This window comes from Lacticaseibacillus daqingensis (genome assembly GCF_003946115.1).
GTDB classification, from domain to species: domain Bacteria; phylum Bacillota; class Bacilli; order Lactobacillales; family Lactobacillaceae; genus Lacticaseibacillus; species Lacticaseibacillus daqingensis.
Genome location: NZ_RHOH01000006.1, coordinates 112,205 through 135,207, shown reverse-complemented (window position 1 = coordinate 135,207; position 23,003 = coordinate 112,205). Strand labels below are relative to the sequence as shown.

Annotated in this window: 17 protein-coding genes; all 17 read right to left on the bottom strand. The window is 60.4% G+C overall.

Going from position 1 to position 23,003, the window contains the following annotated elements:
• Nucleotides 1–60: 60 nt before the first annotated feature.
• Nucleotides 61–1,542 carry a glucose-6-phosphate dehydrogenase gene (gene zwf, locus EKM88_RS08910; protein WP_125705334.1) on the bottom strand — a complete coding sequence of 494 codons (1,482 nt, stop codon included), beginning with the start codon at nucleotides 1,540–1,542 and terminating at the stop codon, nucleotides 61–63.
• 19 nt (nucleotides 1,543–1,561) lie between these two features.
• Entirely contained in the window at nucleotides 1,562–2,212 is a 651-nt protein-coding gene (locus EKM88_RS08905; protein ID WP_125705332.1) for a metal-dependent transcriptional regulator, read from the bottom strand.
• Between the two features lie 336 nt (nucleotides 2,213–2,548).
• On the bottom strand, nucleotides 2,549–5,164 hold the full coding sequence (gene adhE, locus EKM88_RS08900) for a bifunctional acetaldehyde-CoA/alcohol dehydrogenase (protein WP_125705330.1): 2,616 nt from the start codon (nucleotides 5,162–5,164) through the stop codon (nucleotides 2,549–2,551).
• Nucleotides 5,165–5,466: 302 nt separating this feature from the next.
• The gene (locus EKM88_RS08895; RefSeq protein ID WP_125705328.1) at nucleotides 5,467–6,420 is read right to left on the bottom strand and encodes a LacI family DNA-binding transcriptional regulator; all 954 of its coding nucleotides are present in this window, start codon (nucleotides 6,418–6,420) and stop codon (nucleotides 5,467–5,469) included.
• Nucleotides 6,421–6,565: 145 nt separating this feature from the next.
• The gene (locus tag EKM88_RS08890; protein ID WP_125705326.1) at nucleotides 6,566–7,423 is read right to left on the bottom strand and encodes a sugar ABC transporter permease; all 858 of its coding nucleotides are present in this window, start codon (nucleotides 7,421–7,423) and stop codon (nucleotides 6,566–6,568) included.
• 3 nt (nucleotides 7,424–7,426) lie between these two features.
• Complete coding sequence (locus EKM88_RS08885) at nucleotides 7,427–8,788, bottom strand: carbohydrate ABC transporter permease (RefSeq protein WP_125705324.1); 1,362 nt, start codon at nucleotides 8,786–8,788, stop codon at nucleotides 7,427–7,429.
• A 98-nt stretch (nucleotides 8,789–8,886) separates the two neighbouring features.
• The gene (locus EKM88_RS08880; protein ID WP_125705322.1) at nucleotides 8,887–10,119 is read right to left on the bottom strand and encodes an extracellular solute-binding protein; all 1,233 of its coding nucleotides are present in this window, start codon (nucleotides 10,117–10,119) and stop codon (nucleotides 8,887–8,889) included.
• Entirely contained in the window at nucleotides 10,103–11,770 is a 1,668-nt protein-coding gene (locus EKM88_RS08875; RefSeq protein WP_125705320.1) for a glycoside hydrolase family 13 protein, read from the bottom strand. Before EKM88_RS08875 ends, EKM88_RS08880 begins: the two co-directional genes overlap by 17 nt.
• The gene (pgmB, locus tag EKM88_RS08870; protein ID WP_125705318.1) at nucleotides 11,770–12,441 is read right to left on the bottom strand and encodes a beta-phosphoglucomutase; all 672 of its coding nucleotides are present in this window, start codon (nucleotides 12,439–12,441) and stop codon (nucleotides 11,770–11,772) included. Before pgmB ends, EKM88_RS08875 begins: the two co-directional genes overlap by 1 nt.
• On the bottom strand, nucleotides 12,434–14,695 hold the full coding sequence (locus EKM88_RS08865; protein ID WP_125705436.1) for a glycoside hydrolase family 65 protein: 2,262 nt from the start codon (nucleotides 14,693–14,695) through the stop codon (nucleotides 12,434–12,436). The genes pgmB and EKM88_RS08865 overlap by 8 nt, the downstream gene beginning before the upstream one ends.
• 103 nt (nucleotides 14,696–14,798) lie before the next feature.
• The gene (locus tag EKM88_RS08860; protein WP_125705317.1) at nucleotides 14,799–16,547 is read right to left on the bottom strand and encodes a glycoside hydrolase family 13 protein; all 1,749 of its coding nucleotides are present in this window, start codon (nucleotides 16,545–16,547) and stop codon (nucleotides 14,799–14,801) included.
• Complete coding sequence (locus EKM88_RS08855) at nucleotides 16,544–18,208, bottom strand: glycoside hydrolase family 13 protein (protein ID WP_125705316.1); 1,665 nt, start codon at nucleotides 18,206–18,208, stop codon at nucleotides 16,544–16,546. Before EKM88_RS08855 ends, EKM88_RS08860 begins: the two co-directional genes overlap by 4 nt.
• 149 nt (nucleotides 18,209–18,357) lie before the next feature.
• Entirely contained in the window at nucleotides 18,358–18,711 is a 354-nt protein-coding gene (gene yajC, locus EKM88_RS08850) for a preprotein translocase subunit YajC (protein ID WP_404819972.1), read from the bottom strand.
• Between the two features lie 66 nt (nucleotides 18,712–18,777).
• Entirely contained in the window at nucleotides 18,778–19,920 is a 1,143-nt protein-coding gene (gene tgt, locus EKM88_RS08845; RefSeq protein WP_125705313.1) for a tRNA guanosine(34) transglycosylase Tgt, read from the bottom strand.
• Nucleotides 19,921–20,329: 409 nt separating this feature from the next.
• Complete coding sequence (gene queA, locus EKM88_RS08840) at nucleotides 20,330–21,361, bottom strand: tRNA preQ1(34) S-adenosylmethionine ribosyltransferase-isomerase QueA (protein WP_164512060.1); 1,032 nt, start codon at nucleotides 21,359–21,361, stop codon at nucleotides 20,330–20,332.
• 17 nt (nucleotides 21,362–21,378) lie between these two features.
• Nucleotides 21,379–22,380, bottom strand: a complete 1,002-nt coding sequence (ruvB, locus tag EKM88_RS08835) for a Holliday junction branch migration DNA helicase RuvB (protein WP_125705309.1) — start codon at nucleotides 22,378–22,380, stop codon at nucleotides 21,379–21,381.
• A 40-nt stretch (nucleotides 22,381–22,420) separates the two neighbouring features.
• Nucleotides 22,421–23,002 (bottom strand): Holliday junction branch migration protein RuvA, encoded by a 582-nt coding sequence (gene ruvA, locus EKM88_RS08830; protein ID WP_125705307.1) that lies wholly within the window; start codon nucleotides 23,000–23,002, stop codon nucleotides 22,421–22,423.
• Nucleotide 23,003: the final 1 nt, after the last annotated feature.

Below are 23,003 nucleotides of genomic sequence, written 5' to 3'. Positions count from 1 at the left end.
CAGGGCACAAAAGCGCTGAGCCACCCGCGAGGTAGCTCAACGCTTCTGACCGTTCATGGATTAATCCGCCATCTGGATCCGCGTTGGCTGCCAGAACCACTCGGCCCCATCACGCGCCAGCAGGTCCTTGGCCGCCTGGGGGCCCATCGTGCCGGCCGCGTAAGTCGGCATCGTCTTGTCCTTGGCCCACGCCGCGAGGATCACGTCGACGAACCGCCAGGTCTGCGCCAGCTCATTCCAGTGGTTGAAGTTCGTCTGGTCGCCGTGCAGCACATCGTTGATCAGACGCTCATAAGCCTCCGGTGCCGACTTGGCGGCCGCCGGGTCGTGGCGAAACGCGAGCTCGGCTGGCGCCAACACATTGGTTTGCCCGAGCTTTTGGCCGTTGAGTTGCAGGGAGAAGCCCTGGCTCGGCTCCACATAAATCGTCAGGGTGTCTGCCGCCGTCACCCCAAACAGGCTGTTAGCCTGCGGTTTGAATGTCACCGTCAGCTGCGTCGACTTGCGCGTCAGGCGCTTGCCAGTGCGCACGTAAATCGGCACCCCCGCAAAGTTCGGCGCCGTTGTGGTGATCTTGCCGGCCACGAAGGTCTCGGTCATCGAATCCTGCGCCACGCCATCCTCATCGCGGTAGCCGCGGATCGCCTCGCCATCGATGGTCGCCGTCGTATACTGCCCGCGCACAAAGTTGGTCGCCACTTCCGCCTCGGTGTAACGGTGTAGTTGATCAAACGCGCGGGCCTTGACGGTGTGCACCGCATCCGCGGTCAGCGCGGCCGGCTCATCCATCGTCAGGTAGGCAAGCAGCTGCATGACGTGGTTTTGCACCATGTCGCGCAAGGCGCCGGAGGTTTCGTAGTAGCCGGCCCGTTCCTCGACCCCGACCGCTTCGGCCAGCGTGATCTGAATGTTTTGAATGTAATCCTTGTTCCACACAGTCCGCAGCAGTGGGTTTCCGAAGCGCAGGGCCAGCAACGACTGCGCCATTTCCTTCCCCAGGTAGTGATCGATGCGGTAGATCTGCTTCTCGTCGAAGGTCGCCGTGATCGAATCGTTGAGGGCCTTGGCACTGGCGTAATCGTGGCCGAACGGCTTTTCAATGATCAGGCGGTTGAAGCCCGTTGCCGTGAGCAGCGCCTCGGACTTCAAGTGACTGGCGATCGTGGCAAAAAAGTTCGGCGCCATCGCCATGTAAAACAGCCGGTTGCCGCCGGCCGCGTACTTCTCATCCAGCTGCGCAGCGAGCTCCTTGAGCGTGATGTAATGCGCCGCATCCGTCACATCGTGCGATTGATAGTAAAAATGACTGGCAAACGCGCTGGCTTGGGCGGTCGATTCAATGGAATCCCCTGCCACAGCGGTCTTCACAATGTCGCGGTAGTACTCGTCCGTCCACGGCCGCCGGGCGGTGCCGATCACGGCGAAGTGGTCCTTGAGAACCCCCCGCTGATACAGCCCGAACAACGCCGGGTACAGCTTGCGTTGCGCCAGGTCACCCGACCCGCCGAACAACGTGATCACTGCTGCGATTTCTTTAGCCATCTTGAACTGCCACCACTTTCTAGTCTTTGAGTTCCACAAAAATATGCGAGGCGCGCTTGCGCTCGATCGGCAAATCCTTGCCTGTCTCCGTCTGATGTAGCGTCACCGTCTGCTGGTCCTTGTCGACCACCGTGAAGTGGTCCTCAATGTGTAGCCCCAGCCCGAAGATGTAATCGATCACCGCGGCCTCGTCAACCACTCGTTCGATGTGCCCCTTTTGGCCCACCTCGACATCGGCCAAGGCCACCCGGCTCTGGTCCAGGTAATGCCCATCAGAGTCCGGGATCACCCCACCGTGTGGACAGTACTGCGGCTTACCGAGCATCTTGGCCAGCCGATCGGCCATCTCTGGCGTGGTGGCGTGCTCCAGCTTCTCAGCCTCCTGGTGAATGGCATCCACGGGATAGCCCAGCGATTGCACCAAAAAAACTTCCCACAGCCGGTGGTTGCGCACCAGCATGGCCGCCTTTTGCTGCCCGCTGGCCGTCAGTTTAATGCCTTGGTAAGGCGTGTGCGTCACATAACGCTGCTCGACCAGCTTAGTGACCATCTCACTGACACTGGCGGCACTGACGTCAAGGCCCGCCACGATCTGCTTGTTCGAAATCAGTGCGGTATCCCCGCCCAACTCGAAAATCATTTTTAAGTAGTCTTCTTTATTCGGTGTCATGCTTTTCTTCCTTTTTGGCGTAAGTACACTACCCCTATTATGCCTGAATCCCAACCAAATTACACGTCCAAGCGCAAATTGCGCCCCGCCTTTGTGCCGAGCCGTAGTCTGGTGGTGACCCAATCCTCGTGCCCGTGGGGCAATGCGGCGGTGACTTGCCACCGCGAAGCAATCGAGGCCGGGGCCCCTAAAATGTCGGTGAACGCTTCTCACCAATGCCCGGCGCGCTTTTTGCCGCGCTGACTGCTGACCGGTTGTCGGCGCAACTTTGTGCAGCTTTTGGGCGTGCAAAAAAGCCAACCCGGCAGGTTGGCTTTTTGTGGGACGTGTGAATGGTTAGATCCGAACACTTGCTGCGGAGTCGGTGCCCTCGAATTCGTCGAGGACGATCTGCTTCATGTCAGCGATCAGTGGTTCCACTGGGTTCGTGACCGTGCAGTTGTCTTCGTAAGCGAGTTCCGCAATGCGGTCCACGTTGGCGAGGACGTCTTCTTTGCTGATACCTTGATCCTTCAGGCTCAGCTGAACGCCAACGCGGTGCGAGAGGTCGATGATGGCCTGAACGTAGGCTTCAACGAGTTCCTCAGTGGTGTTCCCCTTCAGGCCCAAAGCGCGCGCGATGTCGGCGTAGTCTTCAGCAGCCTGGAAGTAGTTGTACTTCGCCCAGATGGCCCGCTTCTTCGGGGTCTTGGCGTTGTAGCGGATCACGTGCGGCATGGTGATGGCAATGCACCGCCCGTGAGGCAGGTGGAAGGTCTGGCCAAGCTTGTGGGCGATACTGTGGTTGATCCCCAAAAGCGCGTTGGCAAAGGCCATCCCAGCGATAGTGGACGCATCATGCATCTTCGCCTTGGCATCAAGGTCGCCCTTATAGGAGTTCTCCAAGTTGGCAAACACAGACTTGATAGCCTGCAGGGACAGCCCCTTGGTGTAGTCCGTGGCCATGGTGGAGACGTAACTTTCCGTTGCGTGGCACAAAACGTCCAGCCCGGTATCGGCCACAACCTTTGGTGGCACAGTTTCGATGAACTGGCTGTCAACCAGGGCAACGTCTGGCGTCAGCGCGTAGTCGGCCAGTGGGTACTTGATGCCGGTTTCGGAGTCCGTGATGACCGCGAATGGGGTCACTTCAGAGCCAGTCCCGGAGGTCGTTGGGATGCAGATCAGCTTGGACTTGGTCGGCTTCGGGAACTTGTAGGTCCGCTTGCGGATATCCAAGAACTTCTGCTTGGCGCCGAAGAAGTCGCCGTCGCCATCGTAGAACAGCCACATGCCCTTGGCCGCATCCATGACGGAGCCGCCCCCGATCGCAACGATGGCGTCAGGCTTGAAGGACTTGGCAATCTCCGTCCCTTTGTAAACGGTGTCGGAGGATGGGTCCGGTTCAACATCGACGAAGGTTTGGATCTGAACGGAGTTGCTGCGCTGGTTCAGCACGTCTTCAACGATCTTGACGTAGCCCAGCTTCTCCATCCCGCGGTCCCCAACGATCAAAACGCGGTCGAGCCCATCCATCTTTTCGAGGTAACGGACCGAGTTACGCTCGAAGTAAATCTTGGGGGGGAGCTTCACCCACTGCATGTTGTTGCGGCGGCGAGTCAGCGTCTTGATGTTCAGCAGGTCGATCGTCCCAACGTTGTGGGAGATCGAGTTGCCGCCGTAGGAGCCACAGCCCAGGGTCAAAGACGGGATCATTTCGTTGTACAGGTCCCCGATACCGCCCATGGTCGATGGGCTGTTGACCAGGATCCGGCAAGCACTCATGCGGTCCGCGTATTCCACTTGCAGCTGTTCATCTGCGGTGTGAATGACTGCGGTGTGGCCAAGGCCACCGTTGTTCAGCATGGCTTCCGCCTTGTCGAACCCATCCGCGTGGTCTTCGGCCTTGATCATCGCCAGGACTGGGCTGAGCTTTTCACGGGACAATGGGAACTTCGGCCCAACGCCCTTGAGTTCCGCGATCAGGATCGGGGCGTCTTCTGGGATCTCGATGCCGGCCCACTTGGCGATCGTGTAAGCACTTTGCCCCACGATCGGTGGGTTGACGCTACCCTTTTCAAGGTTGATGACGGTTTTGCTCAGCGCTGGAATGTCCTTTTGCTTAGCAAAGACCGCACCTTGCGCCTTGAATTCTTCCTTCACGGCGTCATAGATGGCTGCATCGACGATGACCGCCTGTTCGGACGCGCAGACCATGCCGTTGTCGAAGCTCTTGGACAGGATCACGTCATTGACGGCCTGCTTGATGTTGGCACTTGCTTCGATGTAGGCAGGCACGTTCCCGGCCCCAACGCCCAGCGCTGGCTTACCGGTGGAGTACGCCGCCTTGACCATGCCAGGGCCCCCAGTGGCCAGCACAGTGGCGATCCCAGGGTGGTTCATCAACTTCTGGCAGGCTTCAATGCTTGGGACCGGAATGTACTGCAAGGCGCCCTTTGGCAGGCCAGCCTTTTCAGCTTCTTCCCGGATCACTTCAAGGGCCTTCGCGGAGGAGTTTTGCGCCCCTGGGTGGAAGGAGAAAATGATTGGGTTACGGGTCTTGATGGCGATTTCGGACTTGAACATCGTCGTGGAGGTCGGGTTCGTCACCGGCGTTACCCCGGCAATGACCCCGATCGGTTCAGCGAGCGACACGATCCCGCGCTGCTTGTCTTCCGCGATCACGCCAACGGTCTTGTTGTCCTTGATAGCGTGCCAGATTTCTTCGGTGGCGAACATGTTCTTGATCGCCTTGTCTTCGTAGACCCCGCGGCCGGTTTCTTCAACGGCCAGCTTGGCCAGCTCCATGTGGTGATCGAGCCCGGCGATGGCCATCCGGTGCACAATGTGGTCGACCTTCGCCTGATCGAAGGTCTTCATGACCTTCAGCGCTTCTTGAGCGTTGGCAACAAGTTCGTCAATCATGGCTTGAACATCGATTGGCGCTTCAGTTTTAGGTGTGTCTTTCAGCATCTTGATTCCTCCACAGTTTGTCGGTTTGTTTTTGTTAACCATTTCACGAGTATAAGATACCAAGTATTTGTGAATTTGTAAACAGACTTTGGTGAATTTTTTCACAGATTTTTTTGTTTCCTGTTTTATCCGCGACCTGATAACTGTTTCAGTCATTTAGGCATCTGTTACTAGATGAGCGTAACCGCATTCAATCTCGGCGATTCCTGCGCCCCCGGGCAGGAGGATCTGTCCCCAAAATAATTCACGAGTGACCGCAAATTTTTTTCGCCAATCAAAAAAGCACCCGCTGTGGATGCTTCTCAGGCGCGTGTCGTACCGCGCGCCACCAACTGTGGGGCCAACAGGACTTCGCCTTGCTGCGCACCGGACTGGGCAATTTTGGCCAAGAGCATGCGGGCCAGGTGCTCCCCCAACAGCGGCACCTGCTGCTGCACGGTGGTCAGTTGCGGATTGGAGACCTGATCCAGGAAAACCCCATCGTGCCCGATCACCCCAAAGTCCTTCGGGATGTTCCCCCCTTGCTGCAAGATGGCGCGTACCACCCCGACCGCCAGCCGGTCGCTGGCGCAGATGAAGCAGGTGTTGGGTGCAAACTCCTGCCAGTGCTGCGTGATGTATTGCTGTGACAGGTGACTGCGGTTGGCCATCCGGTAGATCCGTGGCAACTTGGCGTGCTGCTGAAGTGTGTTGATGTACCCCGCCTCACGCGAGTACTCAAAGGGCTCCTTCACATCGATGCCGATGAAGATCAAGGACTGATAGTTCTTGGCCAGCGCATACTGCGTGGCCAGCTGCGTCCCCAGCTTGTTATCCGTGTCGATAAAGTCGTAGCCGTAACGGTTCTCCCCGAAGAGCACGAGGGGGCGCTTGAGCTCATCTAGCCACGGGAAGTCCCGGGTACGCGCGCCGGTGATCAGGTACCCATCCGCATTGCCAATGGTCAGACGGTCGCGGTCCGTGATCAGCTGCAAGGCGTACTGTTGCTTATCCAGCCCGCGCGCGATGCCAAACAACAGGTTCATGTAATACGGCTCGGTGGTGTCGATGTCCTCAAGGATCAGGAACTTCACCACGTTGCTCCGGTTATTAGCCAACGCCTTAGCCGCCACGTTGGGCTGGTAGTTCAGCGCCGTCATCGCCGCCACGACGATCTCGCGCAGCTCTGTGGTCACCTGCTCTGGATGGTTGATGACGCGCGAGACCGTCATCTTGGAGACGTTGGCTCGCTTGGCCACATCTGATAGTGTCACCATGCGGATCCCCCCTTTTGCCTTCTATTCTAGCATGCATTGGCCCAGCCATTCAGTGGATCGCTTCATTTGCCGCGACCTGTTCCCCATCGTTAGTGCATTTGGGCGCAAAAACAGCCTCACGTCGAGGTGAGACTGCCGTGGCCGGTTAACCCTTGTCGGCACCTGCCGTAATGCCGTTAACATAGAACTTTTGCATAATGACGAACAGCACAGTGATCGGGATCGCGATGATCACGCACCCGGCGATAAACTGAGTGAAATACGTGGTCGAGGCGCCGCGGGTGCTGTGAAGCATGTTGTACAACCCGTACGCGATGGTGTAAGTCTTCGAATCCCCTGACGCCGAGAGGATGATCCCGGAGAAGATGAAATCGATCCACGGCGCGATGAACGCGGTCAGCGCGGTGTAGACGATGATGGGCCGCGACATTGGCAGGCCGATGTGCCAGAACACCTGCCACTTGGTCGCGCCGTCCATCACCGCCGCTTCGTCGATGGCGACCGGGATGGTGTCAAAGAAGCCCTTGGCGATGTAAAAGCCGAGGCCCGCCCCGCCAACGTAAACGAGGATCAAGCCCCCGAGGTTCAGCATGTTGAAGCTCTTCAGGATGTAGTACAGGGCGATCATCGCCATGAAGCCAGGGAACATCCCCAAGACCAGCGCGATCTGGAGGAACGGCTTGCGCAACCGAAAGCGCAGACGTGACAGCGTGTAGGCCACGCAGATGGTGACGAAGGTCGACAGGATGGTGGAGATGATGGACACCATCAGCGTGTTGCGGATCCAGTAGACGAATGGAAACTGCTCGCTGGTGAAGATGCCGATGTAGTTTTGTAACGTGAATTCCTTCGGCCAGTAGGTGGACACGAACCCGGTATCGTTGGCCGAGAAGCTGGCCAAGACGATCCAGACGATGGGCACGAGCCATAGCACCGCTAGAAAAATCAGTAAGAGGTAACGGAAGCCCAAGGAAAGGCGCCGTTGTGCATGATATGATTTCATCGTTTAGCCCTCCTTGAATGCGTTCGTGCGCCGGTAAGCGATCAGACTGAACGTCGCGCTGAGGATGAAAATCAAGATCCCCAAGACCGCCGAGGCGTTATAGCGCTGCGTCTGCCCGAACACCAAGTTGTACAGCCAGGTCACCAGCAGGTCAGTATCGCCGGCCCCGTTGTAGTTGTTGTTCATCGGGTAGCCCCCGGTCAGGAGGTAGATGACGTTGAAGTTGTTGATGTTGCCGATGAACTGCTGAATTAACGCAGGGGACATCACGAACAGGATCTGCGGGAACGTGATGGTGCGGAACACCTGCAACGCGTTAGCCCCGTCCATGCGTGCCGCTTCGATCTGATCTTGCGGCAGGTTCTGAATAATTGCAGTTGAAACAAGCATGGACACGGGGATCCCGATCCACATGTTGACCACGATGACCGTGATCCGGGCGACCATCGGATTGGCAGAGGCCCCGATGAAGTTGATTGGACTAGAGATGAGGTGCCAGTTCATCAAGAGGTTGTTCAGCGGCCCCTGCAGGTCCAGGAACTGGGCCATCATCAGCAGCGACACGAACTGCGGCACGGCGTAGACGATCACAAAAATCGTGCGCCAGAAGCCTTTGTGCTTAATGCCTTTGGACTCGATCAGCATCGCCAGCAATACGCCGAAGAAGAACGTGGTGGCGGTGGCCGCAACGGCCCAGACCAGCGTCCAGCCGAGCACCGGGAAGAAGGTGCCAGCCAAGTCACCGGTCAAAACGTTGCCGAAGGCCTTGAAGCCGGTCCAGGAAAAGCCGATCGGGTGCTTGCCATCGTAGTTGGTGAACGCCATGGAGATCATGTAGAGCGTGGGTAAAATCGTGAACGCCACGATGCCGATAATCGGGATCATCATCAACGTCGCGTGCAGGCGACTGTCAAGCAGCGAGTGCAGGTCCTCGCGATTGGTCGGCACGTGCTCCCCATCGCGCAGTTGCACGTACAAGGTGCGCACGGAGCGCAGGTTGGCGAGGTACAAGCCGAGCATCGTGACTAGCAGAATGACGCTCATCACGCCGAATAACAGGATGACCACCGAATTGTCGGGTAGCTTGGTCACGTAGACGCCTTGGCTGGCGTCAAAAACGACCTTTTTGCTTTTGATGGTCCCCAGATCGCTCAGCATGCCTAGCAAACTAATGCCGCTGAAGATAAACCAAGCCAAGAAGGCGAGCTCTAGGCCCAAAAATGCGATGCCCTTGGCCCACTGCTTATGCTTGAGTTGCGCGAGCCCCATGAAGAAGAAGGACAGCTTGAAACTGGCGTCACCGTTCGCCCACACCTCGCGGTACGTGGCGGTTGGTGGTTGGTGCTTGGATTTTCTTTTGAACATAAACTTCTCCTTCCCCCAGTCAGGTCTTACCCTGGCGATTGCTGTACCATGACACAAGCCACAGCGGTGGCTTGCGCGGTGGTGCAGCAATCTAAGGTCTAGTTGGCCTTCGAAATGGCGCTGACAAAGGTGTCAAGCTTTGCTTGGTACTGCGCGGCTGGGATAGACCCGGTGTAGGCGCCGTTGATCAGCGGGGCAGACAGGTTCCAGAAGGTGGCCATCTGAGTCATCTTCGGCATGATGGTGGAATAGCCTTCCTGGCTCATCGTGATCACAGCCTTAGCGACCGGATCGCTGGCAACGGTGCTGGAGGCCTGCGCGGCTTTGTCTACCGGGATCGCCCCGGAGTGCTTGTAAACCACCAGCTGCGACTTCTTGTTGGTGACGTACTGGGCCAGCGTTGCCGCCGCCTTTTGGTTCTTCGTCGCGGTGTTAGAGTTCACCGCGAAACACCCAACGCCGAGGAAGGCCTGCATCTGCACGTCCTTGCCGCCCACATTGATGGTTGGGTAAGGCGCAACGGCAAAGTCATCCCCGAGGATCTTCTTGATGTTGGCGGAGTCCCACGGGCCGTCAAGCGTTGCGGCGGCGTTGCCGGACTTCAGCTGGTTGAGCGCGTTGCTGGTTTGCATGACGCCTTTGTTACTCTTTTGCTGAGCAAACCAGGTCATGGCTGCGACCCCGGCGGCCGTGTTGGCGTCGGTGCCCTTCAGCGTCTCGCCGTTCTTGCCGTACAGATATGTGCCGGCTGACAGAAAGACCGGGTAGAAGTTGTACGCGTTGGTGAAGTCTGTGGCGACCACCCCTTTGGCGGTCAAGCCGGCCCAGGTCTTCACGTCGTCCGCAGACAGCTTGGCCTTATTGTAGTACAGCGTCTGGGCCTGCTGCGAGGTTGGGTAGCCGTACATCTTCCCGTCCCAGGTCACGGCTTCGCTGGCCACGGCCACGTTGTTCTTCTTCACGGCCTTGGTGGCGGCTGGCGACAGCGGGTTGATGTAGCCCTGGTTAGCCATGGAGCCCAGCTGGTCGTTCGCCACTTCAAAGACGTCCGCAGCCTTACTTGGGTCCTTGCCGACATCCGTCTTGGCGTTGGCCGAGCCGTTCGGACTTTGGGTCACGGTCACTTTCACGTCTGGGTATTCCTTGTTAAAATCCTTCACGATGGTCTTGTAGTACGGCACCTTGGTTGTGTCGACCCACAGCTTGACCGTGCCACTGACGGTTTTGCTATCGCTAGTGGTGCTGTCGCTGCTGCTCTTACCACATGCGGCCAGTGTGATGGCTGCCAGCAGCGTTGCGCTGCCCAAGAGTACTTTATTCAGTGATTTCATTAACTTTCCCTCCGATATGTGTGTTGCGGTCGCGTTCCCCCGTGACCTTGGCGGCAAATGCTTGATACGGTGCCAGTTGAAGTGAAGAAAGTGTGGTGGGTGCGGCCATGTTGCTGATGATCACCGCATCCAGATGGGCGGAACTGGAAAATGATTGCGTGGTGCCGGTGAGATTGGCCACAACGAGCCAAGTCTCCCCTTCAAACGTGCGGGTGTAGGCCATGACGCCGGCGGCCGTGGTCAGTGGGGCAAACGCCCCCCAGACGACCAGCGGGTATCGGTGGCGCAAGGCCACCAGCTGGCGGTACGTGGCGAGCACCGATGTCGCATCGGCCTGGGCCGCCGCGGCGTTGATCACCGTATGATTCGCGTTGACCGGGAGCCACGGTGTGCCAGTGGTGAACCCGGCCTGAGCGCCGGCGGTCCACTGCATCGGGGTGCGCGCGTTGTCGCGCCCCATGCGGTTGATAGCCGCCAGCATCGTTGCTGGTGCCACGCCGGCTTGGATCTGCTCAGCGTAGGCGTTTCGGCTTTCAATGTCTTGCACCTGGTCAATGCAGGTGACCGGTGCATTGGTCATGCCGAGCTCCTCGCCTTGGTAGATGAACGGCGTCCCGCGCATGAGATGCAGCAGGATGGCAAACATCTTGGCGCTGCGCACCCGGTAGCGGTCATCATCGCCCCACCGCGACACGATCCGCGGCAGGTCGTGGTTGTTCCAGAACAGGGCGTTCCACCCGTGGTGGTAGTCTAGCGCGGTTTGCCATTTGCACAGCACGTTGCGCAGCGCCTGGTGATCCAGCGGGCGCGTGACCCACTTGCTTTGGCCGGGCACTTGGTCCAGCTGCATGGCCTCGAACTGAAAGACCATCGACAGCTCGTGATGCGCCGGATCCGAAAACTGCTGGGCGATCGCCGGCGTGGCGCCCCAGGTTTCCCCGACCGTCATCACCGGGAAGCGGCCAAAAGTGGCCGCGTTCATCTCCCGCAGGTAGTCGTGCAGGTGCGGGCCGTTGGCAGTGATGCCCGAATCCGGGTCCTTGCCGATCAGGTCGATAACATCGAGGCGAAACCCGCCGATGCCCTCGTCCAGCCAGAAGTTCATCATCCGGTAAATGGCCTGCCGCAGGGTCGGATTGGCCCAGTTCAAGTCCGGCTGCTGGCGGCCGAAGAGGTGCAGGTAATACTGCCCCGTCGCCTCGGACCACGCCCAGGCGGACCCGGAAAACGTCGAGCGCAGGGCGTTGGGCGCGTGGCCATCGACCGGGTCGCGCCAGATGTACCAGTCGCGGTGTGGATCGGCACGCGACCGCGCCGCCTGAAACCACGGGTGCTGATCCGAGGTATGGTTGACCACCAGATCCATCACGATTTTGATGTTGCGTGCCTTGGCCGCTTGGATCAGCCGCCGCATGTCCGCCATTGTGCCAAACTGCGGGTCGATGGCCTCGTAATCCGAAATGTCGTAGCCGTTGTCCACCCCAGGCGACTGGTAGACGGGGCTCAGCCACAGCGCATCCACGCCCAGGGCTTGAAGGTAGTCCAAGCGGCTGATGATGCCCGGAATGTCGCCGATGCCATCGCCGTTGCTATCCTGAAAACTGCGCGGGTAGATTTGGTACACGACGGCTTGCTGCCACCATTGCGTCATCAGTCCCCCTCCTTTACGGCGTGGGCGGCGGTGATCGCCGCCAGATCAAGCGCCGCCGTAGTGGGCACAATGAGGTCGGCAGCGGCCAAGGTGGTCGCATCTCCGATCCCGACTGCGAACTGTCCAGCCGCCTTGATGGCCGCTACGCCAGCGCTGGCATCCTCAAAGCCCACCACTTCGCGCGCTGTCAGCCCGAGTTGCGCCTGCGCGCGCTGGTAGATTTCCGGATCCGGCTTACCGCGATGCAAGACCGCCGGGTCGACTCGAGTCTCAAAGACCGCGTCCAACCCGAGCTTAGCGAGGATCGCCGGTGCGTTCTTAGACGCGGAAGCGATGGCCAGGTGTAGCCCGGCGGCCTGCGCGTCCGCCAGCAAGCGGGGGATGCCCGGCAGGATGTCCGCCGGCGTCAGCGCATCGATAGCCGTCAGATACAAGGCGTTCTTTTTCGTAGCCAAGGCCGCCTTTTGCGCTGGCGTGTACACCGCGTGTGGGTCGCCGTAGCTCAAGACCAGCGCCAGCGAGCTCTCGCGAGAGCGGCCGCGCAGCGCATCGTTGGCCGCTGGCGGCAAGGTGATGCCCAGCTGCGTGGCGACCTGGTTCCAGGCCGCGAGGTGAAAGCGGGCCGTGTCGGCGATCACCCCATCGAGATCAAACAGTAACCCCTTAAGCATCCGCCACCTCCTGCGTCAGGTGCCGCTTGGTGCCGTTGACCCAAACGTCCAGCGGCGCGCCGGTCACCAGCTTGATCTGGGTCGTTTCAGTGACGGTTACCGCCAGCACCCGCCCGCGATAATTCAGGCTGAAACTGTACCGCGTCCAACCCTTCGGTAGAAACGGGTTGAAGCGCAACTGATCGTGATCGTAGCGCATCCCGGCAAAGCCTTGCACAATGGCCAGCCACCCCCCGGACATCGAGGTGATGTGCAAACCATCCTCGGTGTCGTTGTTGTAGTTGTCCAGATCCAGCCGGGCGGTGCGGGCGTATAGCGCGACCGCCTTATCAACCTTGCCCAGCTCCGCGGCTAAAATGGCGTGAATGGCCGCGCTCAGCGAACTTTCGTGCACCGTCAGCGGTTCATAGAAGTCGAAGTTGCGTTCCTTTTGGGCCCGCGTGAAACGATCATTCAGGAAGTAGATGCCCTGCAACACGTCGGCCTGCTTGATGAACGGGGAGCGCAAGATCCGGTCCCATGACCAGTGCTGGTTGATCGGCCGCTGGTCGGCCGGGATCGTGCTGGCCGGGCGAATGTCTTTGTCCAAGAACGTGTCGTGCTGCACGAAGATCCCCAGATCCGGGTCCGTCGGCAGGTACATGTTGTCAATGATGGCCTGCCAGTGCGCTTTTTCATCGGCGGTGACAGCCAGCTTGGCCACCACGTCCGTGTCCGCCTGCGGGAGGCGCGCCAGCGTGTATTCCAGCACCCACTGGGCCATCAGGTTCGTGTACCAGTTGTTGTTGACGTTGTTCTCGTACTCGTTAGGCCCGGTCACCCCGTGGATCATGTACTGACCGCGCCGCTTGCTGTAATGCACGCGGTCCGCCCAAAAGCGCGCGATGCCGACCAGCACCTCAATGCCGGCAGTGTTCACGTAGGTCTCATCGCCGGTGTAGGCCGTGTACTGGTAGATGGCGAAGGCCACGGCCGAATTGCGGTGTAGCTCCTCAAAGGTGATTTCCCATTCGTTGTGGCACTCAATGCCGTTGAACGTCACCATCGGGTAGAGTGCCCCGGCCAGTCCCTGCTGCGCGGCGTTGTGGAAGGCGCCAGGAAGCTGGTCGTGGCGGTACTGCAACAGTGCGCGGGTGACGCTTGGCGGCGTCACGGCCAGGTACATCGGCACCACATAGGCCTCGGTGTCCCAGTAAGTCGCACCCCCGTACTTTTCACCGGTGAATCCCTTGGGTCCAACGTTCAGCCGCGTGTCTTGGCCGTAGTAGGTCATGAACAGCTGCGCGATGTTGAACCGGATGCCCTGCTGGGCCGCGTCATCGCCGTCGATCTGCACATCGCTTTGCGCCCACCGGTTGGCCCACACGGCGGTGTGCGCCGCCAGAGCTTCGGCAAAGCTGGCGGTTTGCAGTTGTGTCATCAGCGCGGTGGCCGCCGCGGGTTGGGCTGCTGGGGCAACATCGCGGCTGGTCAGCACGATCACGTCTTTTTCAACGGTGCCGGTTTCGCCGGCAGCCAGGCGCATCTGCAGCGTCTCAGTCAGCGTGCCCGGCGTCGTCTTGCGCGCCCCTTGCACGGCTCGCCCATCCACCCGCAGCGCCTGTTGCAACAGGACGGTGAATTGCGGGACGCCGAACGGGTTGGGCCGCGTCTGCAGCTGGATCGTGCCAGCTTCAGCGGATTCAGCTTGCGGCACCCAGAAACGCTCCGAGTAGTTGCTATCCTCATTGGTGACGTTCCCGTCCAGGCCCGCGGCCAGCACCAGATCCGCGTGGCCGCGCAGGCAAGTCATCGTGAGCTCGATCAGCGCCGCTTGCTGCACCACGTTGCTGACGAAGCGCCGGAACGTGAAGGCGACCGCGGTATCCCCCACCTCATAGGTGAAGTGCCGCGTCAGGAGACCCTGATGCAGGTCCAGCATCAGCGCAAAGTCGTGAAACGTGCCCGTCGCCAGATCAACGGGCTGGCCGTTGAGCGTGATGGGCAGGTCGATGAAGCTGGGCGCGTTGATCGCTTTGCCAAAGTATTCCGGGTAACCGTTCTTCCACCAACCGACGCGGGTCTTATCCGGGAACCAGACGCCGCCGAGGTAGGTCCCTTGCAGGTGGTCACCCGAGTAGCCTTCCTCGAAGTTGCCACGCATGCCCATGTAGCCGTTGCCGATAGCGGTCAGGCTTTCCTGCAGCCGCTTTGCTTGAGGATCAAAGGCCTGGGTCGTGATCAGCCAGGGGTCGATCGCGAAAAGTCGCTTGATTGTTGTTGTCATTGTCGTTCACTCCGTTTCGCTTGCACCTTTAAGTTTGCCGGCGTGAAATCGCTTTTACAATAAGCAGAACCTTGTTACCGCTATCAGAATATCAATCCAGTGACAAGACAAAGCCCTGGGCCGCCAGCTGATCACCGGCGTAACCCTGCGCCAGCACGGGCGTGGCGACCAACTGTTGGGCGGTCGCCGTCGTGTTGAACCAGGCGGTCAGCGTCCGGTCTCCCAGCGTCCGCGTGACCTGGATCAGGCCGGCCGCCGTCACCTGGTAAGCGGTGGTACCGGCGCTGAGCAGCTGGCTGTGCGCGCGCCGAAAGTGAACCAGTGCCGCCACCCGCTGCCAGGTCGGCCCGTTAAGTTGCGCCCAGTCCATCGGCTTGCGGTCATCCGGGTCGTTGGCACCGGCCATTCCCATTTCCGTGCCGTAGTACAGGCACGGGGTCCCGGGTTGGACAAAGGTAAAGGCCAACGCGTTCAGGGCGCGATCCAAATCGCCGCCTGCGACCGTTAACAGCCGCGGTGTGTCGTGCGAGTCCAGCATGTTGAGCATCGCCTGGTTGGTTTGATCGCGATACCGCATCAGCTGATCGACCAAGCGCGCCGTCATCTGCGGCGCCGTCACCGCGCCGGTCAGAAAATGATCCTCGATCTGCTGGGTGAAGGCGTAGTTCATCACGCCGCTGAACTCGCCACCGTTCAACCACGGCTGCGCGCTGTGCCAGACCTCGCCGAGCACGTAAAAGTCCGGCTTGGCCGCGGTCACCGCCGCATAAAAGCGCCGCCAGAAGTGGTGGTCGACCTCATTGGCGACATCCAGCCGCCACGCATCGATATCAAACTGGCGAATCCAGTACGTCGCAATGGCCAGCAGATAATCCTGCACCGCCGGGTTGGCCGTGTTGAGCTTGGGCATCGAAGGCTCAAAGGCGAAGGTGTCGTACTGCGGCGCCCCGGCATCCTGAGTGGGATCGTGAAACGGCGTCAGCGGCAACTCATGAATGTGGAACCAATTGTAAAAGCGGGACGCGCGGCCGTTCGCCAGCACGTCTTGCCACTGCAGGGACTGCGCCCCCAGGTGATTGAACACAGCGTCCAGCATCACCCGCATCCCCCGGGCGTGCGCGGCCTGCACGAGCTTGGCAAACAGCGCTTTGTCGCCAAAGTCCGGGTCGATTTCGTAATAGTCGATGGTATCGTACTTGTGGTTCGAGCTGGCCTTGAACACCGGACAGAAGTACAGCCCGTTCACCCCCAGCGCTTCAAGGTCATCGAGGTGGTCGAGCACGCCTTGCAGGTCACCCCCGTAGTAGTCGTTGCGGCCCGGGTGATCCGTCGGCCGCCAAGGCTTGGTGCCGGCTGGGTCATTGCTGGCGTCCCCGTTGGCAAACCGCTCCGGAAAGATCTGGTACCACACCGTGTCGGCCACCCATGCCGGGATCGTCACCGCGTCGATGGGATGAAAGTACGGCACCCGGAAATAATTCCCCATTTCCTGCAGCACTACCGCTGCGGCCGCGCGCGGTCCGCGGTCACCGAGCAGCACCGTCTCACCGCTGGCATCGGTCACCGCAAACAGGTACTGCATGCGCGCGTATGGCGCCGTCAGCGTCACCCCCCAGTAATCATAGACCTGGCCCTCCCCGATGCGGGTCATCGCCACCGTCTGCGGGGCAAACGCGGGGTCACCGGTGGCGGTTGGCAGCTGCCAATACGGGTCGCCACAGATGACGCTGACGGTGGTGGCATCCCCCTTGGCCGTGCGTAGGCGCAGGCGCAAGTCGTGGCTTGGGGTCAGGAAACAGTCTTCGCTTTCTGGGCGGTGGCTCATTGCTGCTGTGTTCATTCAATCGCTCCTTCTCGAATCAAGACAACGCCGGCGTCTTCGCCCAGCGTCAGTTGCGGGCCAGCCAGGTGCACCGCGCCGCTGGTGAGCAGTGCGTGGTAGTGCCCCTGAGGCAGCGTCACAGTGGTAGTGGCACCAAGCGCGACCGCCACCACGGCCAGGGCCGAGCCCAGCTGCCGCGTGTACACGTAGCTGGTTTCGGCGGTCGTCAGGAGGTGGTAGTCGCCGTCTTGGAACAGCGGCCGCTTCTTCAAGGCGATCAGCTGCTGGTAAAACGCCAGCGAACTGGTCGGATCCGCCGCCTGGGCGGCCACGCTGGCCACCGGGGCCGCCGCGCCGGTCAGCCACGGCGTGCCGGTGGTGAAGCCGCGTTGTGCCCCGTCATCCCACGGCATGGGGCCGCGCGCCGGTAGCTTATGCGTGGTGCTGACCAGTTTCACCGCGGCTTCGGGGGTCATCCCCGCGGCAGTCGCCTCGGTCACGAAGGCCGTCACCGTGGGGTCGCCAAAGGCCGCGGCGTCCGGCAGTTGCAGGTTCGTCAGCCCCAGCTCCTCGCCGTAGTAGATGATCGGGAGCCCGCGCTGCAGGTACATCAGCATCGCCAGGCTTTGCGCCTGTTGCGCCGAGTGCGCCACCCGGGTGCCCAAGCGCGGCATGTCGTGATTGCTCCAGTACAGCGTGGGCTGCGCCAGCCCGGCCAGCGTCTGCTGCCAGACCGCCTGCGTCTGCTTGAAGGCCGGCAGGTCCAGTGGGTGTTCTTGGTACTGCGTCGGCAGCTGCGGGTCCAGCCCGCTCAGGTCATCCGGGAAGTAGCGGAACGTGACCACGCTGTCCATCAGCCCCGCGTCAGGCGCGGTGTACGCCGCTGCCAGGTTCACATTGGCGCTAGCCGCCTCCCCAAGCAAAAAGACGTCGGGGTAGTCCGTCTTGAGCCGCCGACAAAACGGTCGCAGCCACGTCTGCACCTGCGGCAGGTTGGCGTAAAACGGCTCCGCCAGCACCGGCGTGGCGGCCGGGACGGCATCCGGGAAATCTTGGTCCAGCTTCGCCTTGGCGATGTGAATGAACGCATCGAGCCGCAAGCCATCGACGCCTTTTTGCAACCAGTAATCGGCCACATCCCCCATCGCGTGACGCACCTCGGGGTTGGCCCAGTTCAGGTCCGGCATGCGGCGGTCGAACAGGTGAAAGTACGACTGCCCACTGCCGCTGGGATCCGGCGCCCACACCGAGCCACCGAAGAAGCTGCCCCAGTTGCTGGGCCGCTTGCCCTCATGGCCGGCGAAGATGTAGTAGTCGCGATACAAGCTGTCTGCACCGCGCAGCGCATCTTGGAACCACGGGTGCTGATCGGAGGTGTGGTTGAGGACAAAATCGAGGATCACATGGATCCCCGCGGCGTGAAACGCAGCGATCAGCGCGTCCATGTCCGCCATCGTGCCCATCGTCGGGTCGATCGCGTAGTAGTTGGCCACATCGTAGCCATTGTCCACCTGCGGCGAGGTGAACACCGGGTTCAGCCACACCGCCGTGATGCCCAGCGCCTTGAGGTACGGAATGCGGGCGCGGATGCCATTGAGGTCCCCGATCCCGTCGCCGTTGCTGTCCTGAAAACTCTTGGGGTAAAGCTGATAAATAATTGCATGGTCATACCAAGCCATGAGCGCACCACCTTTCTTCACTAAGCGTAAGGAAGCGCCTCGCTTTGCACAAGCGTTCAAGCCCTGTTACCGTTATCAGATTGCCGCCAGCAAAAAACCGCCCCTGTGCTCGACCGAGTGGGTCGTGCACAGGGGCGGCATCACTGCCATTACTTGTTGTTGTCGTCGCCTTCGGAATAGCCCTTGTCGTCGTTGGCGTCACTCGCGTCATCAGCCTTCGGGGCCTGTGGCGCAGCCGGTGCGTTGACGGTGCGAATCGCCGTCAGGCTAAAGGTCAAGAAGACCCCATCGACATCGATATCAACGGTGCCAGCGGTGGTGTCGATGGAATCGACCACGCCGTGTAGCCCGCCGATGGTGATGATGTGATCGCCCTTCTTGACGCCGTTAAGCATCTCCTGGCGCTTTTGCTGTTGCTTTTTTTGCGGCCGCATCATGCCAAAGTACATGAACGCGCCCATGAAAATGACCAGAATGATCATTGAAGTTCCTTGCCCCATGATAGGCACCTCGTTTTCTTTTTAAAGTTCACTGAATACTGTAACAAATTCCGGCACATTAGACCAGCCTTAGAAGTTTTTTGCGTTCGGCTGGTTGTAACCGTACTGCTCAAAGTACGCCGCCCGAAAATCGGCCAGGCTGTCCGTCGCAATGGCGGCCCGGATCTGTTGCATCAGGTGCAACAGGAAGTACACGTTGTGGTAGCTGGTCAGCCGCTCGCCGAACGCCTCGTCGGCCTTGAGCAAATGACGAATGTAGGCGCGGGTGTAGTTGCGGCAGGTGTAGCAGTCGCACTGATCATCCAGTGGCGTGAAGTCGCGCGCGTACTGCGCGTTTTTGACCACCAGGCGCCCGTGGCTGGTCATCACCGTGCCCTTGCGCGCAATGCGGGTCGGCAGCACGCAGTCGAACATGTCGATGCCGCGGATCACGCCATCGATCAGCGCGTCGGGTGAGCCGACCCCCATCAGGTAGCGTGGCTTGTTCGTCGGCAGCAGCGGGGTCGTGAAATCTAAGACGTGGTTCATCTCTTCCTTGGACTCGCCGACCGACAGCCCCCCGATGGAATAGCCCGGGAAATCGAGCGACACGAGGTCCTTGGCGCTTTGCTCGCGCAGGTCACGGAAGCCCGCCCCCTGCACGATGCCAAACAAGCCTTGACGTTCCGGATTTTGGTGCGCACGCAGCCCACGCTCCGCCCAGCGGCTCGTGCGCGCCACGGATTGGCGCACGTAATCGTAGCTTTCAAAAAACGGTGGGCACTCGTCGAAGCTCATCATGATATCCGGCCCCAGCGCGTTTTCGATCCCGATCGCCTTTTCTGGCGACAGGAACATCTTGGCGCCGTTCAGGTGGTTGCGAAAGTGGACGCCTTCCTCGGTGATGTTGCGCATGTGTGCCAGCGAGAAGACCTGAAACCCGCCAGAGTCGGTCAAGATCCCCTTGTCCCAGTTCATGAACTTGTGCAGGCCACCAGCTTCTTCGATCAGATCCTCCCCAGGCCGCAGCCAGAGGTGGTAGGTGTTCGCGAGAATGACCCCTGCGCCCATCTCGGTGAGCTCCTCCGGTGCCAGCGTCTTCACGCTGGCCTGCGTGCCCACCGGCATAAACATCGGGGTCGGAAAAGTGCCGTGCGGCGTGATCAGCTCGCCGAGCCGCGCGCCGGTGTGCTTATCTTGGTGAATGAGGCGGTACTTGATGGCTGGTTCCATAGGACAACTCCTTGTTGAGGTGTGGGGACGATTGGGGATGGAAAAGGGAAAACGGCTGAGGCGGGCTTGGACCGCGCCTAAGTGCGGGCCCAAGCTTTTCCGCGGTCTTCGAACTGGACAGTATAGGCAGCGTACTTTCCGACTTGCTTACTTCTTTCCGACCTTCGTCGAGCGCCGCAAAGCAACGCAGACATGTCTAGCTACGGACTGGCACTCGGGCCTAAGTGCGGGCCCAAGCACCAGTCCTAGGCTAGCCAGTCTGCTAAGTGCGCTTTGCTCTGCTCTGGTCGTCGAGCACCGTGGCGCATGAGGGTGCGGTCTAAGTCGTCCTGCCACTCGCGCCTAAGTGCGGGCGCAAGCGTCAGGCCGCCTTAGCCCAACCCTCATAACCGCGCCACGTCGCTCTGGTTTATCTGTGAATAAACATCGCATCGCCAAAGCTGAAGAAGCGGTAGCGTTCTTTGATGGCGTGGTGGTAAGCATTCAGGATGTTTTCGCGGCCGGTGAAGGAGGCGACGAGCATCACCAAGGTGGACTTTGGCAGGTGGAAGTTGGTGATGAATGCGTCCACGGCGCGCCACTGGTAGCCCGGCTTGATGAAGATGTCGGTCCAGCCGGAGTCAGCCTTCAGCTCGCCGTCAAACTTGGTGCCGATGGTTTCCAGCGTGCGAATCGAGGTCGTGCCGGTGGCGATGATGCGGCCGCCGTTTTGGCGCACTTCATTCAGGGTGTCGGCCGCTTCCTGAGAAAAGCGGTAGAACTCGCTGTGCATCTTGTGGTCCTCAATGTTGCTGACGGACACGGGGCGGAAGGTGCCCAGCCCCACATGCAGGGTCAGGTACACGAGGTGCACCCCCTTCGTCTGCGCCTGTTGCAACAGTTCTTCCGTCCAGTGCAGGCCGGCGGTTGGGGCCGCGGCTGAGCCGATCTCCTTGGCGTAAACGGTTTGGTACATCTCAGGGTCGTCGAGCTTCTCCTTGATGTACGGTGGCAACGGCGTCTCGCCGAGCTGGTCAAGGATCTCCATGAAGATCCCGTTGTAATGGAACTCGATAATACGGCCACCGTGTTCGAGTTCCTCGACCACCGTGGCGGTCAGCAGACCGTCACCAAAATCAACCACCGTGCCCACCGGCGCCTTTTTGGCCGGCTTCATCAGGGTCTCCCACTTGTCGCCTTCGATGTTGCGCAACAGCAGCACTTCCATGTGCGCCCCGGTTTCCGGCTTCACGCCGTACAGCCGCGCCGGCATCACGCGCGTGTCGTTCATCACCACGGCGTCGCCTGGATTCAGGTAGTCGAGGATGTCGTAGAAGTGCTTGTCGGCCATCGCGCCGGTTTCTGCGTTAAGCACCAGCATGCGGCTGGCGTCACGCTTTTGCAGCGGGGTCTGGGCGATCAGTTCCTGAGGCAGGTCGTAGTCAAAATCTTCAGTGGTCAGCAATGTGGTCAATCTCCTTATTGGATGGGGTACGGCATCTCAAGGTGGGCAAAGCCGGCGGGGGTCACCATGCGACCGCGCGGCGTGCGCTTCAAAAAGCCGAGTTGAAGCAGGTAGGGTTCGTACATCTCTTCAATGGTCGCGGTTTCCTCGCCGATGTTAGCCGCAATGGTCGACAACCCAACTGGGCCACCGGCGTAATCGCGGATCATCATCATGAGCAGCTTGCGGTCGATGGCGTCAAGGCCGTGGTCGTCCACCTGCAGCTGCGTCAGCGCGTGGTCCACCAGGCTGACGGACACCGGGGACTCCGCCACATCGGCGAAGTCGCGGATCCGCTTGAGCAGGCGGTTGGCGATCCGGGGGGTGCCACGGGAGCGCCGCGCGATTTCAAGCGCGGAGTCCGCCGGCAGTGCCATGTTGAAAATATCGGCGGAGCGCAGCACGATCTCTTGCAGCTCGCTGGGTTGGTAGTACGCCATGTGCTGGGTGATGCCGAACCGGTCGCGCAACGGCGCCGACAGCATCCCCGCCCGCGTCGTCGCGCCGATCAGCGTGAACGGCGGCAACGGGAAGTGCACCGGGTGCGCGGTCGGGCCCTGCCCCACCACAATGTCGATGTAAAAATCCTCCATCGCCGAGTACAGCATTTCCTCGACGATCTTGGGCAGCCGGTGGATCTCGTCGATGAAAAGGACATCGCCGGGCTGCAGCTCGTTCAAAAGCGCCACCAGGTCGCCGGGCTTTTCGATCGCCGGGCCCGAGGTGGTGCGACTGTTGACGCCAAGCTCGTTAGCGATCACCAGCGCCAGCGTGGTTTTCCCTAACCCGGGAGGCCCATACAGCAGCACGTGGTCCAGCGCCTCTTCACGCTTTTGCGCCGCCTGGATGTACACGCTCAGCTGTGCCTTCACCGCCGTCTGCCCGATGTACTCGGACAAGTGGTGGGGGCGCAGGCTGCGCTCGATGGCGTCTTCTTCGGTATCACTTTGGCTGGAAACCAGTCGTTCTTCGGCCAATGCAAGGCCTCCTTTCCGCCCACCGCAATGCGGCGCGCGTCTACTTGCTCAGTAACGTCAACCCTTCGCGCAGGTACGCGTCCGTGGTGGTGGCCGAAGTCGCCGCCAGCGTCTTGGTCAGCTTGGCCACCGCCTTTTCGGGGTAGCCCAAAGCCACCAGCGCGGCCAAAGCGTCTGCCAGCGCACCGTCCACCGGGGCTTCCGGCGCCGCGAACAGGTCGCCAGCAGGCTCGGCCAGCTTGCCCTTGAGGTCCAGGATGATCTGCTGGGCCGTTTTCTTCCCGATGCCGGGGAACTTGGTCAAAAAGGCCACGTCGCCTTGCGCAACCGCGGTCGCCAGGCCGCCTGGGTTGGCGTTGGCGAGGATCGCCAGCGCGGATTTGGGCCCGATGCCGGTCACCGTCAGCAGCTGGTTGAAGGTCTGCTTATCGGCCGCCGTTGCGAAGCCATACAGCGCCTGGTCGTTCTCGCGGATGATGTGCTGCACAAAAATCGTGGCAGCCGCACCGACCGTGTAGGCATAAGGGTTGGTGACGAGCAGCCGATAGCCGACGCCCGCGACGTCCAACACCACATAGCCGGGCGTGACCGCGGCGACCACGCCTTTGAAGTATTCGTACATG